This window comes from Pilimelia anulata (assembly GCF_014647895.1).
In the GTDB taxonomy this organism is placed as follows: domain Bacteria; phylum Actinomycetota; class Actinomycetes; order Mycobacteriales; family Micromonosporaceae; genus Pilimelia; species Pilimelia anulata.
Genome location: NZ_BMQB01000009.1, coordinates 31,688 through 44,008, shown reverse-complemented (window position 1 = coordinate 44,008; position 12,321 = coordinate 31,688). Strand labels below are relative to the sequence as shown.

The window sequence follows — 12,321 nt, the reverse complement described above, 5'->3', positions numbered from 1 at the left end:
GCCCGCATGGCGGCCCGCACGACACGCGGCCCTCCCGCGGGGCCGGCGGCAGGCGCGCCGCAGCGCGCCGGTGCGGGCAGGTCTTCGGACTCGGGAGCACGGGCGCGTGGCACGCCCACCTACTGACCGTCACTTCCCGAGCCGGTCGGCTCAGTGTTCTCGACGGCGGTCGTTCTCCCATACCGCTGCGGGGCAGTCCCGGATTCCCACCGGGTTCCCTCTTGCGACGCCCCGCCATCGGTCCGGCGGCGGGGCGAACCCGTACCGCCCGCCAGGCTACGCGCCGCCCCCGGCCGGCGGAAGGCGCAGCGGCGCGGGTGCGACGGCGACCACTCCGCCGGGGCGTCGGGGCACCCCGGACGTCAGCGCGGGCCCTCGCCGAAATCCTTCAGTGGGTCGGCCGAGACGAGTTGCGGCGGCGCGTTCCATTTCTGCAGGTTGCTGTCGTCGCACCCCGCCACGATCAGCTTGCCGATCTCGAACTGCGGGTTGTCCTGCAACTCGTGGAAGTCCGGGTAGGTGCTGCTGTCGGTGGCGGACAGGCAGTAGCCCTCCTCGACCCCGTCGCCGTCCTCGTCGGCCTCGCGGATGCGGTAGCTGGTCGCCGGGTCGTCGGTCGCCCGGGTGACCGTCCAGCGGGTGCCGGCCGGGGTGCGGCCGGCCGGGTCGCAGGTGACGAGCCGGACGTACCGGCCGCGCGCCGTCGAGCCGGGGCTGAGCAGGCAGTGGGTGGCGAGGTACTGGGTATCGGTGAAGTTGTACTCCGCCACGACCACCGGGCCGGTGGCGGTCGGCGCGGTGGCCGAGGGCGCGGGCAGGGTGAACCGCTGGTTCCAGTGCGCCTGCCCGACCGCCTTCTGCTTGCAGGGCCACAGGATCAGGTACGGCTGCTCCACCTCCTCGGCGGTGACGTCGATGCAGCGGCCGAACTGGTGCCGGTTGACCACCTGCCCCATCGCCGGGCCGGACCGCCCGGCGCCGGCCGTCGGCGCCGGCACGAACGTCTTGGTGGCGGTGTACAGCGGGTCCGACGGGCCGCACTGCGCCAGCCCGTTGGCGTCGTCGCGGTTCGTCACGCCGAGCCGGACCGGGCTGTTCACCACATTGGCCTGCGTGGCGTTCAGGCAGTACTCGTCGATGTCGGTCCCGGCCGCGTTCGTCCCGCGGAAGTTGCCCCAGTCCTCGTAGATCCACTGCTGTCGGGGGGCCATCGGGGACAGGCAGCGGCGTAGGAAGACCGCGGCCCCGGCGGCGTGCGGCGCGCCGCCGTCGATGCACAGGGCGTCCGCCCCGCGCGTCGCGGTCAGCGCCAGGCTCAGGTCCGGCCGGTACGCGAAGGTCTGCCCCGCGTCGCCGTCGGCGCAGGTCGCCACGACGACCGGCACGCCCGCCGCCGGGGTGCCGCCGGCGGCCAGGCACAGGTTCACCCCGAAGCCGCGGATCAGCCCGCCGGGGATGATGTCGTCGATGGTCCGGAACACGTACGTCGCCCAGACGCTGCGCCCCGGCGCGGCGTCCAGCGCACCGCTGCCGCTGGTGCTGCCGCGGGCGCGCAGCAGCGCGAACGCCGGCGTCTGCGCCGGGCCGTCGGTGGCGGTGCAGGCGACCGTGTTCGCCGCCCACCAGGCGGTATCCCCGTCAGCCCGGCCGTGTGGGTCGGCGCGCAGGTAGCGGATGTCGACCCGGTATCGGCCGGCGACCGCGTCGGTGCCCGACAGCGGCCCGCACGGCAGCTTCGCCCGGTCGCCGGCCGTGGCGTCGGCGGGGGTGTGCGCGGCGCGGATGCCGCCGATGGCGAGGTCGAGCGCGGTCCGGGCGGCGGCCAGCGAGCCCTCCCGCTGGGCGTCCTGCCGGCTGGCCACGATCTCCACGACCGAGGTGGACAGGGCGACCGTGCTGACCGACACCGCCGTGCCGACCAGCACCAGGGCCAGCGGCAGCGAGCCACGCTCCGCCCCGCGGAGCCGGCGGAGCCGCGCCGCGGGGCTCACGCCGCCACCGGCGCGGCGCCCGTCCGGAGCAGCGCGACGGGTGGGAAGTACGGGTCCGTGGCGGCGGCCGTCCGGACGGCGGCCGCCCGGTAGACGCAGCCGTCGGCGGGGCAGTCCCGGCCGGTCCAGGTAACGGCGAGGACGACCCGCAGGAAAGGGTTCCCGACCGCCGGCGCGGCGCAGCCGCTGTCCGCGCTCGCCTGCCAGCACCGGCCGACGTAGTACGTGCGGGTGAACGCGGGTCCGGTCCGCCCGGCGTACGGTACGGGGATGGTCGGGACGGCCGCGCCGGCCCCGGCCCCGGCCGCGGCGGCCGGGTCGCTGGCGGGGGTCATCCCGGCGAGCGACTCGCGCACGGCGGCGGGCGCCGTGGCCCACTGCGCGGCGACGGACCCGGCATCGCGGCCCCTGACCAGCGCGGCGGCGGGCATCGCGCGGATGCTGTCCAGGCCGTCGGCGGCGAGTCGGGTCGCCTCCTGGAGCGCCCCCTGCGCGTCGGTGGTCCGGACGGCCCGGACCAGGAAGGCGGTGATCGGGATCAGCACAGCAGCCACGAGCGCCGCGGCGACCAGGACCTCGACCAGCGTGAAGCCGTCCGCGGAGCCGGCTCCGCGGACCGTCCGGCGGCCCACCGGGCGCGCACACTGCACCCGTCCACCATCGGCAGGTCCGCCGGCGGCCTGACCGGATGCGCCGCGGGGCGGCGAGGGGCCGCCCCGCCGGGGCCCGGCGTCATCGCCCACGGCACCGGGACCGGCGGCGACCGGGTCCGGGGCCGGCGGGGCCGGCGGGGCCGATGGTGCGCCCGGGCCGGAGATCCGGGCCGGGACAGTCCCGCTCACCGGGAAATTGTGCCGCGCGGTCGACCGGAATTCCGGTGGACCGCGGCATCGGGCCGTCACTCGGCGCGACGGACCAGGGCGGCGATCCGGTCGGCCAGCTCCGGCCACAGGTCGCGCGGCAGGCTGTGGCCCATGCCCGGGTACGTCACCAGCGCGGCGCCGGGGATCGCGGCGGCCGTCGCCCGCCCGCCGCTGACGTCGATCATGCGGTCGTCGGTGCCGTGCACGACCAGCGTCGGCACCCGCAGCGCGCCCAGTCGGGCCGTCCGGTCGCCGGAGGCGACGACCGCGACCGCCTGGCGCAGCATCCCGGCCGGGTCGTGCCCGCGGTCGTACGCCCGCCCCGCCCGCTCGGCCACCGCGGCGGCGTCGTCCGCGTACCCCGGCGAGCCGATCGCCCGCACCGCCGCGACCTGCCAGGCCACGTACCCGTCCCGGTCGTCCGGCGGGGCGCCGAGCGGGGCGAGCGCGGCGAGGTCGGTCCGGCCGACGGCCGGGTCGCCGGTGGTCGAGAACATCGAGGTCAGCGACCGGACCCGGGCCGGGTGCTCCAGCGCGACCGTCTGCGCCACCATCCCGCCGAGCGACGCGCCGACGAGGTGGGCGCCGTCCCAGCCGAGGGCGTCGAGCAGGCCGACGGTGTCGGCGGCCAGGTCCGACAGCGTGTACGGGGCCGAGGACAGGTCGCCGGCCAGCGCGGCGGGCACGTCCGGCACCGGGGCGTCGGGCAGGTGGGTGGACCGGCCGGTGTCCCGGTTGTCGAACCGGACCACGGCCAGCCCGCGCTCGCCCAGCGCCGCGCAGAACCCGTCCGGCCAGTTGATCATCTGGGCGCCACCACCCATGATCAACAGCACCGGCGGGCCGGTCGGGTCGCCCAGCCGCTCGTACGCGATGTCGATCCCCGCCGGCCCGACGCCGCGGGCCAGTTCCTCGGTCATGCGCTGCTCCCCTCGCCGGTCAACGGCCGGGAACGCTAGCAATCCGGCCGGCCGCGCCGCGGCCGAACGCGGCCGATCCACCGCCCTGCGCACAGCCGGGAATCCCCGCTGGGCGCCCGGCGCCCGGCCGCCCTATCGTGGAAGGGGAGCGGGGCGTTACACCGGCCGCGGGTGCGAGGACGCTCAGCGCGCGGGCCGGGCCGATCGCGCGCCGGCGGGGCACAATACGGCGGTGCGAATCATCGACACCTCCGTGGTCGTGGCGGCCCCCGTCGACGTCGTCTGGCGGACGCTGCTGGACTTCGGGGCGTACCCGCTGTGGAACCCGTTCATCGTCTCGATCAGCGGCGCCGCGGTCGTCGGCGCCCGGCTGACCGTCCGGATCCGGCCGCCCGGCGGCCGGGCGATGACGTTCACGCCCACCGTCCGGGCGGTGGAGCCGGGGCGGCGGCTGAGCTGGCGCGGCGCCGCGCCGGTGCCGGGGCTGTTCGCCGGCGTGCACGAGTTCGTCCTCGACGCCGACGGCGACCGCACGGTCGTCGGGCACCGCGAGCGGTTCACCGGCCTGCTCGTCCCGCTGCTGCGCGGCACCCTCGACCGGACGGCGCGCGGCTTCGTCGAGTGCAACGAGGCCCTGCGCGCCCGCGCCGGGACCCGCCCCGCGGGGCCCGCCGCCGGGGTGTGAACCGCGCGCCCGTGAACGACCGATTTTCACTCTCGGCATGACGATCTCCGGGCCGGGTATCGCCGTACCCGGTGCGCCACAGCGCATCGAACCCGCATCGTCCACAGTGTACGAGAGGAATAGATATGCGCACGAAGAAGGCCCTTGCCGCCCTGGTCGTCGGCTGCGCGGCGCTCGCCCCGGCCGCCCTCGCCCCGTCCCCGGCCGCCGCCGCGTCCGGCTTGGTGAACATCTCCATCAAGGACGCCGTGAACGGCAACCAGGTGGCCATCCTCAACAACCTCAGCATCCCCGTCGCCGCGGCCGTCTGCGTGGTCGACGTGGACGTCCTGACCAAGCAGCTCGCCGACGTCGGCAAGGCCGACTGCCCGGCGCAGAGCAACAGCAAGCAGGTGGCGACCGTCGTCAACGCGATCGGCTGACCGGGTCCCGACCGCCGCCGGCCGCACGCCCCCCGGGCGCGGCCGGCGGCGGCCGGTTCACCAGCCGGGCGGCGGTTGGCCGCCCAGCTCGACGATCGCCGCCCGCAACTGCGCCAGCCGGCGACTGACCGCCACGTAGTGGCCGGGCCGCTGCTTCTGCGCGCAGCCCCAGCCCCAGCTCACGATCCCGACCAGGACCCACCGCTCGCCGTCGCGGGCGATCAGCGGGCCGCCGGAGTCGTTCGTACAGGAGTCGATCCCGCCGTTGTCCCAGTCCCCGGCGCAGATCTCCCAGCCCTCCTTCTTGCCGTTGAAGTCGGGGCACCGGTTCTGGCCGACCAGCGGCAGGTCCACCTCGTTGAGCGTCTCGGAGTTGGGGCTCCCGGTCGGCTCGGTGTGCCCCCAGCCGAGCGCCCGGAACGCCGGCGCCGCGTCGAGCGCGCCGTCGCGGGGGAGCGCCACCGGCGCGGCGCCGGCGTACGGGCGGTCCAGCCGCACGACGGCCCAGTCGCCGACCTTCGGGCCGCCGCCGAGCCGCCACCGGTCCGGCGTCGAGGTGCGCCGGGCGCCGGCCGGCTCGGCGTCCTTCCAGCGGACCCGGCCGATGTCGGCGGTGAGGCCCTTGGCGTACTCGAGGCAGTGGTGCGCGGTGATCACGATGTCCGGCGACACCAGCGACCCGCCGCACTGGCCGCTGGCGCCGAAGCCCAGCCGCACCATCCACGGGTACGCCCCCTCGGCCGCCGGCCGCCCCCCGATGATCCGGGTGCCCGGGCCGGCCGGCGCCGCCCCGGCGGGACCGGCCGCCGCGGCGGCGCCGGCCGCGATCAGTACGCCCGCCGCGAGCGCCCGGGCCCCCCGGCGGGGCGGCCGCCCGCGCCCACCGCGGGCGGCCGCCGCCGGGCCCGCCATCACGCACCCACCAGCGGGAGCGCGAGGCTGCTGCCGTCCGGCGTGATCCGCAGCTCGGTACCGGGCGGCGGGCGCAGCGAGTTTGCGTTGTCGGTGGACAGCACGACCAGGCCGATCCGGGACTGCGGGCCGAACAGGTACTCCTTGGGCTGCATCGCGAACCGGACGGTGTAGTCCCGGCCGGGCACCAGCGGCTCGCCGCGGGCGACGTCGACGTGGTTCTGCGGGTCCGCCCAGCCGCGGGTGACGATCGTCGGGCGGCCGCCGTCGTAGTCGACGAGCAGGGCGGTCAGGTTGGCGGCCGTCCGGTTCGGCACGGCCACCCGCAGGGTCACCGTCGGCGCGTCGACCAGCCGCACGGCCCGGCCCTGCGCCGGCAGCCGGTACACGAGGCGGTGGGGGTGGTCGGCGTCCGGATCGGCCACCAGGTCGGTGATCCTGAGCTTGCGGCCGTTGTCGGTGAACGTGCGCGGGCCGGTGGCGCCGAGCGCGGCCAGCGGGTGCGTCACCGTGCGGGCGGCCGGGTCGGGCCAGGAGCGCGCCGTCCGGACGGTCCCGTGCTGGTCCTGGACGGTCGCCATCGGCTCGGTCGGCACGCCGGTGTCGACGCCCTTGACGAACCGGTCGAACCACTTCTCCACCGACAGCCGGTACTCCAGCGAGGTGGGGATGTCGTGCGCGCCCCGGTGCAGCCAGATCCGGCGCGGCACGCCGCGGGCGGCGAGGGCGTGGAACCAGGCGCCGTACTGCGCGGCCCGCACGTTCCAGTCGTTGTGGCCGTGCACGACGTACACCGCGGCGGTGACCCGGTCGACCGTGCGCAGGTAGTCGCGCTCCCGCCAGTACGGCGTGTAGTCGCCGGTGGCCCGGTCCTCGCCGGCCAGGATCGCGGCGAGCTGCGCGGCGCACTCCCGCGGCCGCTTGGCCACCTTCTGCGCCAGCGTGTCGAGGTCCCCGCCGGCGTCGGCGGCGCCGACGACCAGGCCGTTCGCCCGGTAGTAGTCGTACCAGTTGGAGATCGCCGCGATCGGCACGATCGCCTTGAGGCCGGGGGTGCCGGCGGCGGCCACGGCGTTGGCCAGCGACCCGTCGTACGACGCGCCGGTCATCCCGACGCTGCCGCTGCTCCAGTCGGCGGCGACCGGCGCGCCGGCGGCGTCGAACGCCCGGGCCCGGCCGGTCAGCCAGTCCACGACCGCGGCGGCGGCCCGCACCTCGTCGGGGCCGCCGCTGCTCGGGCAGCCGTCGGACTCGCCGGTGCCGAGGCTCTGCGCCTCCACCTCGGCGTACCCGCGGGCGACGAAGCGGCCGTCGAGCCGGGCGGCCAGCGCCGCGGCCCGCATCCGGTCGCCGGCGGCGTCGCCGGCGGCGACCCGGCGGGCGGCCGGGCCGGTGCCGGGGGCCTCCTGGGGCAGCCGGTCGACGTCCCGGTCGTGGTACGGGTACGGGTTGAACGCCCCGTTGTACGGCGTGACCGTGAGGATCGACGGGACCCGCGCGCCGCGCCGGGCGGCCGGCGGCAGCGAGACCCGGACGGCGATCCGGTCCGCCCGGCCGTCGCCGTCGGAGTCCACCGGGGACTCCACGAACACCTTCTGCGCGAGCGCGCGCGGCGCCGCGACGGCGGGCGGGGTCGGGGCGGCGACCAGCAGCAGGGCGGGCAGCAGCAGCACGGCCAGCCTCGTCACCGCAGCACCTCCCCCTCGGCGCGGGCGCCCACGACCGGGGTCGCGGCGCCGACGACAGGCCAGGAGTATCGATCGGCGCGCCGGCCCGGGCAACGCGGGCGCGGGTACTGGCAAGTCACGGTCACACCCCCGCGACCGAGCGGATCCAGGCGCGGCCGTTGGCCACACTGCTGTAGTACGCGTCGGTCTTGCCCTTGTTGCCGGCCCAGAGCACGCCGACCTGCACCCCGTCGACGAACGCCGGCCCGCCCGAGTCGCCCATCCACGGCGAGCCGGTGATCTTCTCCAGGTACAGCACCGGCGCCCCGGTCGAGTCCTTCTCCGGCCGCACGTACGTCATCTGCGCGGTCTTCAGCACCGTGGTGGCGGGGCAGTTGCCCTGGCAGGTGCGGCCCCAGCCGAAGATGGCGACAGCGGTGCCGACCGCCGGGTCGGCCTCGGCGAGCCGGGCCGGCTGCGCGTTCGGCACCGCCCGGTCGAGCTTGAGCAGGGTCAGGTCGGAGTTGGTCGAGCGGGCGACCGAGCCGACGGTGTACCGCTCGCCCTGCGTCCGGTCGGCCCGGCCGACGGCCACCGCGGCGCCGGGCGCGGTCGCGCAGTGCTTCGCCGTCAGCACCCACTGCGGGGCGATGAGCGAGGCGCTGCAGTTGCCCAGCGCCGCGGCCCAGGGGACCGGGTCGGCGGCGTCGGCCCCGCCGATGATCCCGTGCCCGGGGTCGGCCGCGGCGGGGGTGGCCGCGGGCAGCGCGGCGAGCGCGGCGAACAGGACGGCGGCCGTGCCGCGGCCGAGGGCGCCGCGGCGCAGGGGTGCGGCGGTGCGCGGCGGGCGGGTGTCGGCCGGGCGGGGCGGGATGGCGGGGATGCGGCGCATGGGTGGTACCTCCGGTCGGGGTGGGTGGGGCCGGGGTCAGGGGCGGGTGACGTTCAGCAGCCGGTTGGCGGTGTTGGCCGGCGGGTCGGTGACCGCGCCCGGCGTCGCGGCGCCGACCAGGTCGGCGTGCACCTCGGCGGGCGTCCGGGCCGGGTTCGCGGTCAGCACCAGCGCGGCGGCGCCGGCGGCCATCGGCGCGGCGAGCGAGGTCCCGCTGGCGGTCTTGGTGGCGTTGTCGTCGTCCTTCCACGCGGTCTCCAGGCCGACGCCCGGCGCGTACAGGTCGAGGCAGGTGCCGTGGTTGCTGAACGCGGCGACGGCGTCGGTGTTCTGCGTGGCGCCGACGGTCAGCGCCGCGGGCACCCGGGCGGGGGACTGGGTGCAGGCGTCCACCGGCTTGCCCGGCGGCTGCCCGTTGCCGGCGGCGACGGCGTAGAACACGCCGGACTTGATCGACTTGTCGATCGCGGCGTCCATCGGCGGGTACGCGGCGCCGATCAGGCTCATGTTGGCCACGGCCGGCTTGGCCGCGTTCGCGGTCACCCAGTCGATGCCCTTGATGATCGTGGCGTTGCTGCCGGTGCCGTCGCAGCGCATCACCCGCACCGGGTGGATGCTCGCGCCCTTGGCCACCCCGTACGTGCGCCCGGCGACCATCCCGGACACGGCCGTGCCGTGCCCGTGGCAGTCGTCGGTGGACTTGCCCTCGGCCGCGTCGAACCCGCCGGTCACCCGCCCGCCGAACTGGGTGTGCGTCGCCCGCACGCCGGTGTCCAGCACGTAGACGTGCACGGCGGACGACGAGGCGGGGTACCGGTACTGCCGGTCCAGCGGCAGCTTCGCCTGGTCGATCCGGTCCAGTCCCCACGGCGCGTCGGCCTGGGTGCCGGCCGGTACGTCGGCGAGCGCCACCGCGGACACCCGGTCCGCGACGACGGCGGCCACCCGCGGGTCGGCCGCGACCCGGGCGGCGGCGGCCGCGTCGCCGAGGAGCTGGAAGCCGTGCAGCGCGGCGCTGTACGTGTGGCCGACCGCGCCCCCGCCGGCGGCGGCGAGCGCGCGGGCGGTGCGGTCGACGGCCGCGGCGGCGTCGGCGGCCCGGGCGTACGGCGCGTCGCGCAGGACGACGACGTGGCTGCCCGGCACGACGGACCCGACCGCCGGCGGCCCGGCCGGTACGGGCGCGGGCGGGGCGGCGGCGGCCGGGAGCGGCAGCGCCGCCGCGGCGGCCAGGGCGGTGGCGACGGCGATTCTCGGCAGTGGCATGGCGGGTCCCGTCCCTCGTCCGATGGTGGACCCGACCATAGGGAAGGGGAATCGACGCCGATAGATGAGCGGGTGGGCGGGAATCCCACAGTTGCACGGTTATCCGCGGCCCGCGGAAATCCTTTTCGGGGGCCGCGGAATGGCGGTCAGTGGCGGTGGTCGGGGAGCAGGACGTCGGCGACGCCGCTGCGGTGGCGGTCGCGCAGCGGCGCCGCGGTCACGTGCTCGTCGTCCCAGAGCACGTCGGTGAAGCCCCAGCGGGCGGTCCAGTCGAGCGGCCGGGTGCGGGGGGCTGCGGAGCGGGGCGCGCGCCGGCGCCGGTCGGTGGTCATGCCCGGACGGTTCCCCGTCCGCCGCCGCCCACCCGCGGATGTGGCCGGGCTCACCGTCCCGGCGGGTCGGCGGGGCGGGTGGGCTTGGCCAGGTCGACGCCGCGTTCGCGCAGGAAGGGCACCGGGTCGACCGATCCCTTGGCGGTGGAGTCCCCGTCGACGTGGACAGCGAAGTGCAGGTGCGGGCCGGAGGAGTTGCCGCTGCTGCCCACCATGCCCAGCACCCGCCCGGCGGGGACCGGGTCGCCGACCGCGACGGTGGGCTGCCGGCCCAGGTGGCAGTACCGGGTGATGACCCCGCCCGGGTGGGCCAGGTCGACGTACCAGCCGCAGCCGCCGATCCTCAGGCCGCCGTCCCGGTCGCAGCCGTGCTCGACCGGCGTGACCTGGCAGCGGGCGACGGCGACCGTACCGGCGGCGACCGCGCGGACGGGGGTGCCGCGGGTCGCGCCGATGTCGACGCCGTGGTGCTCGGGGCGGTCGGGGGTGTGGTAGCCGGAGGTCAGCGGCGCGCGCACCGGTGCGGTCCACTCGGCGTCGGCGGCCGCGGGCGGGGCGGTAGCGGTGACCAGCAGGAGCGCCCCGATCGCCAGCGCCAGCCCGGCCGTGCGCGTGCGGTACGCGTCCGTCACCGTCGCTCCATCCACCCGTGCGGCATCTCACCCGATGCTCCGAGGCTATGAACAACCAGTGACGATCGTCAATGACACTGAGAGTATTCCGAGGACGGACAGCAATGCACTGCAACCCCATCGGCAACAATGGCCCCGACCACGAATGCGATCGCGGGCCCGCGCATTCGGCGCAGGCCCGCGATCGTTCGCGCTGGGGAGTGGTCAGCTCCAGTCGTCGCTGGACCAGCTCCGGCCGGTCCAGGTGCCGCCGGTCCAGGAGCGGCCGGTCCAGCTCCGGCCGGTCCAGGAGCGGCCCTCCCAGGCCGGGTCGGTCCAGGTGGCGGCGCCGCTCCAGGGCTTGCTCGTCCAGGTCGCCGGGGCCCACGTCCGGCTGGCCCAGGAGGTGCCGGTCCAGCCGTCGCCGGCCACGCGGTACCCCATCCAGGTGCCGCCCGACCAGGCGGTGCCGGCGGCGGCCTTCGGGGCCCAGGTGGCCGTCTTCAGCGGGCCCCACACCGACCTGTCGCCGGCGAGCGCGACGTTGTCGTACATGACCCGGCTGCTGCCGCGGGCGTTGTCGAGGCTGCCCGTGCCGTTGCTCCTGGAGAAGTTCTGCGGCGTCACCGCGGTGGTGCTGCGGGCGAGCGCGGCGTTGACGTTGACCTCCTTGAGGCCCATGGTGGCGGCGATCCCGTTCGGGACGTACGTCGCGCTCTGGGTGATCCACGACTTGATCTGGTCCGGCGTGGCCGACGGCTTCGACTGGCGGATCAGCGCGACCGCGGCCGACACGACGGCGGCGGCCTGCGAGGTGCCGCTGCCCTTGAACAGCGTCTCCCCGCTGCGGGCGGCCGGGTAGGTGCCGTCGATGTAGGACAGCGGGTCCCGCAGCGACAGGATCGACGCGCCGGGGGCCAGGATGTTGAGCTGCTTGCCGCCCCTGGGCTGGTTGGTGAACGTGGTCAGCACGTCGTCGCTGACCGTGGTCGTGCCCTTGGTGTCGGCCGCCCCGACGGACAGGATCCACTCGTCGGAGGCCGGGTTGGCCAGCGAGCCGAAGCTGTTGCCGTCGTTGCCGGCCGCGGCCACCACCACGATGCCCGACTGCCAGGCCTTCTCCGCGGCGAAGCCGAGCGAGTCGTTCCACTCCTCGACGGTGCCGCCGGACCCGTACGACAGGTTGATGACCTTGATCGGGTTGGCCGGGTCGTCGTTGCGGTGCTGCACGACCCAGTCGACCGCGGCGATGACCTGGGACACGTCGACCGTGCCGTTGGCCGTGCCGACCTTGATCGAGGTGAGCTTGACGTCCGGGGCCAGACCGACCGTGCCGGTGGCGGTGTCGTTGCCGACGATGATGCCGGCCATGTGCGTGCCGTGCCCGTACGAGTCGAGGTACCGCAGGTCGGCCGACTGCGACTCGAACGACAGGTCCGGCCCGTTGACGACCTTCGCGGCGGGCAGGCCGGCGACCGGCGCGACGCCGGTGTCGATGAGCGCCACGCCGACGCCCTTGCCGGTCAGCGCCGCGGCGGTACCGGTGTCGGCGCCGATGAGCGTACGGACCTGCTTGAGCGTGGTGGCGGGCGACTTGTCCGTCGCGCCCAACCAGCTCGCCCAGTGCGACCCCGCGGGGGAGGCGGGCGCGGCGAGCGCCGCCGCCGGCGCGACGCCGGTGAGTCCCGATGCGACGAGCCCCGCGGCGACCGCCGCCAGTCCGGCCCGCTTGGTTCTGTTGATCATCGAGACTCCGCTCA

General features: G+C 76.3%; 12 protein-coding genes and 1 riboswitch. Of the genes, 2 read left to right on the top strand and 10 right to left on the bottom strand.

Annotation, left to right across the window (positions count from 1 at the left end):
* Positions 1–70: 70 nt before the first annotated feature.
* Positions 71–265, bottom strand: a riboswitch (cobalamin riboswitch).
* 97 nt (positions 266–362) lie between these two features.
* The 3 genes from IEY94_RS18410 to IEY94_RS18400 all read right to left on the bottom strand — a co-directional run bounded on the left by IEY94_RS18410 (position 363) and on the right by IEY94_RS18400 (position 3,774).
* Complete coding sequence (locus tag IEY94_RS18410; RefSeq protein WP_189171470.1) at positions 363–1,991, bottom strand: ricin-type beta-trefoil lectin domain protein; 1,629 nt, start codon at positions 1,989–1,991, stop codon at positions 363–365.
* Positions 1,988–2,641, bottom strand: a complete 654-nt coding sequence (locus IEY94_RS18405) for a prepilin-type N-terminal cleavage/methylation domain-containing protein (RefSeq protein ID WP_189171469.1) — start codon at positions 2,639–2,641, stop codon at positions 1,988–1,990. Before IEY94_RS18405 ends, IEY94_RS18410 begins: the two co-directional genes overlap by 4 nt.
* Before the next feature lie 248 nt (positions 2,642–2,889).
* Positions 2,890–3,774, bottom strand: coding sequence for an alpha/beta fold hydrolase (locus tag IEY94_RS18400; protein WP_189171468.1), 885 nt, complete (start codon positions 3,772–3,774; stop codon positions 2,890–2,892).
* A gap of 232 nt (positions 3,775–4,006) precedes the next feature.
* Here IEY94_RS18400 and IEY94_RS18395 point away from each other — a divergent pair, with 232 nt between their 5' ends.
* Together IEY94_RS18395 and IEY94_RS18390 are read left to right on the top strand one after the other, a co-directional pair.
* Positions 4,007–4,459, top strand: coding sequence for an SRPBCC domain-containing protein (locus tag IEY94_RS18395; RefSeq protein WP_229784244.1), 453 nt, complete (start codon positions 4,007–4,009; stop codon positions 4,457–4,459).
* Between the two features lie 125 nt (positions 4,460–4,584).
* Positions 4,585–4,881, top strand: a complete 297-nt coding sequence (locus IEY94_RS18390; RefSeq protein ID WP_189171466.1) for a hypothetical protein — start codon at positions 4,585–4,587, stop codon at positions 4,879–4,881.
* Between the two features lie 57 nt (positions 4,882–4,938).
* On the opposite strand, the gene IEY94_RS18385 is transcribed toward IEY94_RS18390, so the two are convergent.
* From IEY94_RS18385 to IEY94_RS18355, 7 genes are all read right to left on the bottom strand, one after another.
* On the bottom strand, positions 4,939–5,793 hold the full coding sequence (locus tag IEY94_RS18385; RefSeq protein ID WP_189171465.1) for a S1 family peptidase: 855 nt from the start codon (positions 5,791–5,793) through the stop codon (positions 4,939–4,941).
* A complete protein-coding gene (locus IEY94_RS18380; RefSeq protein WP_189171464.1) occupies positions 5,793–7,481 on the bottom strand; it encodes a CocE/NonD family hydrolase in 1,689 nt (562 codons plus the stop codon). The genes IEY94_RS18385 and IEY94_RS18380 overlap by 1 nt, the downstream gene beginning before the upstream one ends.
* Before the next feature lie 121 nt (positions 7,482–7,602).
* Positions 7,603–8,352, bottom strand: a complete 750-nt coding sequence (locus IEY94_RS18375) for a S1 family peptidase (protein ID WP_189171463.1) — start codon at positions 8,350–8,352, stop codon at positions 7,603–7,605.
* 36 nt (positions 8,353–8,388) lie between these two features.
* Positions 8,389–9,618, bottom strand: coding sequence for a S8 family peptidase (locus IEY94_RS18370; protein WP_195826243.1), 1,230 nt, complete (start codon positions 9,616–9,618; stop codon positions 8,389–8,391).
* A gap of 146 nt (positions 9,619–9,764) precedes the next feature.
* Positions 9,765–9,950 (bottom strand): hypothetical protein, encoded by a 186-nt coding sequence (locus IEY94_RS18365; protein WP_189171461.1) that lies wholly within the window; start codon positions 9,948–9,950, stop codon positions 9,765–9,767.
* Positions 9,951–10,000: 50 nt separating this feature from the next.
* Positions 10,001–10,582 (bottom strand): M23 family metallopeptidase, encoded by a 582-nt coding sequence (locus IEY94_RS18360; protein ID WP_189171460.1) that lies wholly within the window; start codon positions 10,580–10,582, stop codon positions 10,001–10,003.
* A 204-nt stretch (positions 10,583–10,786) separates the two neighbouring features.
* Positions 10,787–12,307 carry a S8 family serine peptidase gene (locus IEY94_RS18355; protein ID WP_189171459.1) on the bottom strand — a complete coding sequence of 507 codons (1,521 nt, stop codon included), beginning with the start codon at positions 12,305–12,307 and terminating at the stop codon, positions 10,787–10,789.
* Positions 12,308–12,321: the final 14 nt, after the last annotated feature.

What these genes read in the sequence shown, in the direction of transcription:
- IEY94_RS18355 (WP_189171459.1), bottom strand. Translation starts at nt 12,307, where the DNA reads ATGATCAACAGAACCAAGCGGGCCGGACTGGCGGCGGTCGCCGCGGGG.
- IEY94_RS18390 (WP_189171466.1), top strand. Translation starts at nt 4,585, where the DNA reads ATGCGCACGAAGAAGGCCCTTGCCGCCCTGGTCGTCGGCTGCGCGGCG.
- IEY94_RS18400 (WP_189171468.1), bottom strand. Translation starts at nt 3,774, where the DNA reads ATGACCGAGGAACTGGCCCGCGGCGTCGGGCCGGCGGGGATCGACATC.
- IEY94_RS18370 (WP_195826243.1), bottom strand. Translation starts at nt 9,618, where the DNA reads ATGCCACTGCCGAGAATCGCCGTCGCCACCGCCCTGGCCGCCGCGGCG.
- IEY94_RS18375 (WP_189171463.1), bottom strand. Translation starts at nt 8,352, where the DNA reads ATGCGCCGCATCCCCGCCATCCCGCCCCGCCCGGCCGACACCCGCCCG.
- IEY94_RS18365 (WP_189171461.1), bottom strand. Translation starts at nt 9,950, where the DNA reads ATGACCACCGACCGGCGCCGGCGCGCGCCCCGCTCCGCAGCCCCCCGC.
- IEY94_RS18385 (WP_189171465.1), bottom strand. Translation starts at nt 5,793, where the DNA reads ATGGCGGGCCCGGCGGCGGCCGCCCGCGGTGGGCGCGGGCGGCCGCCC.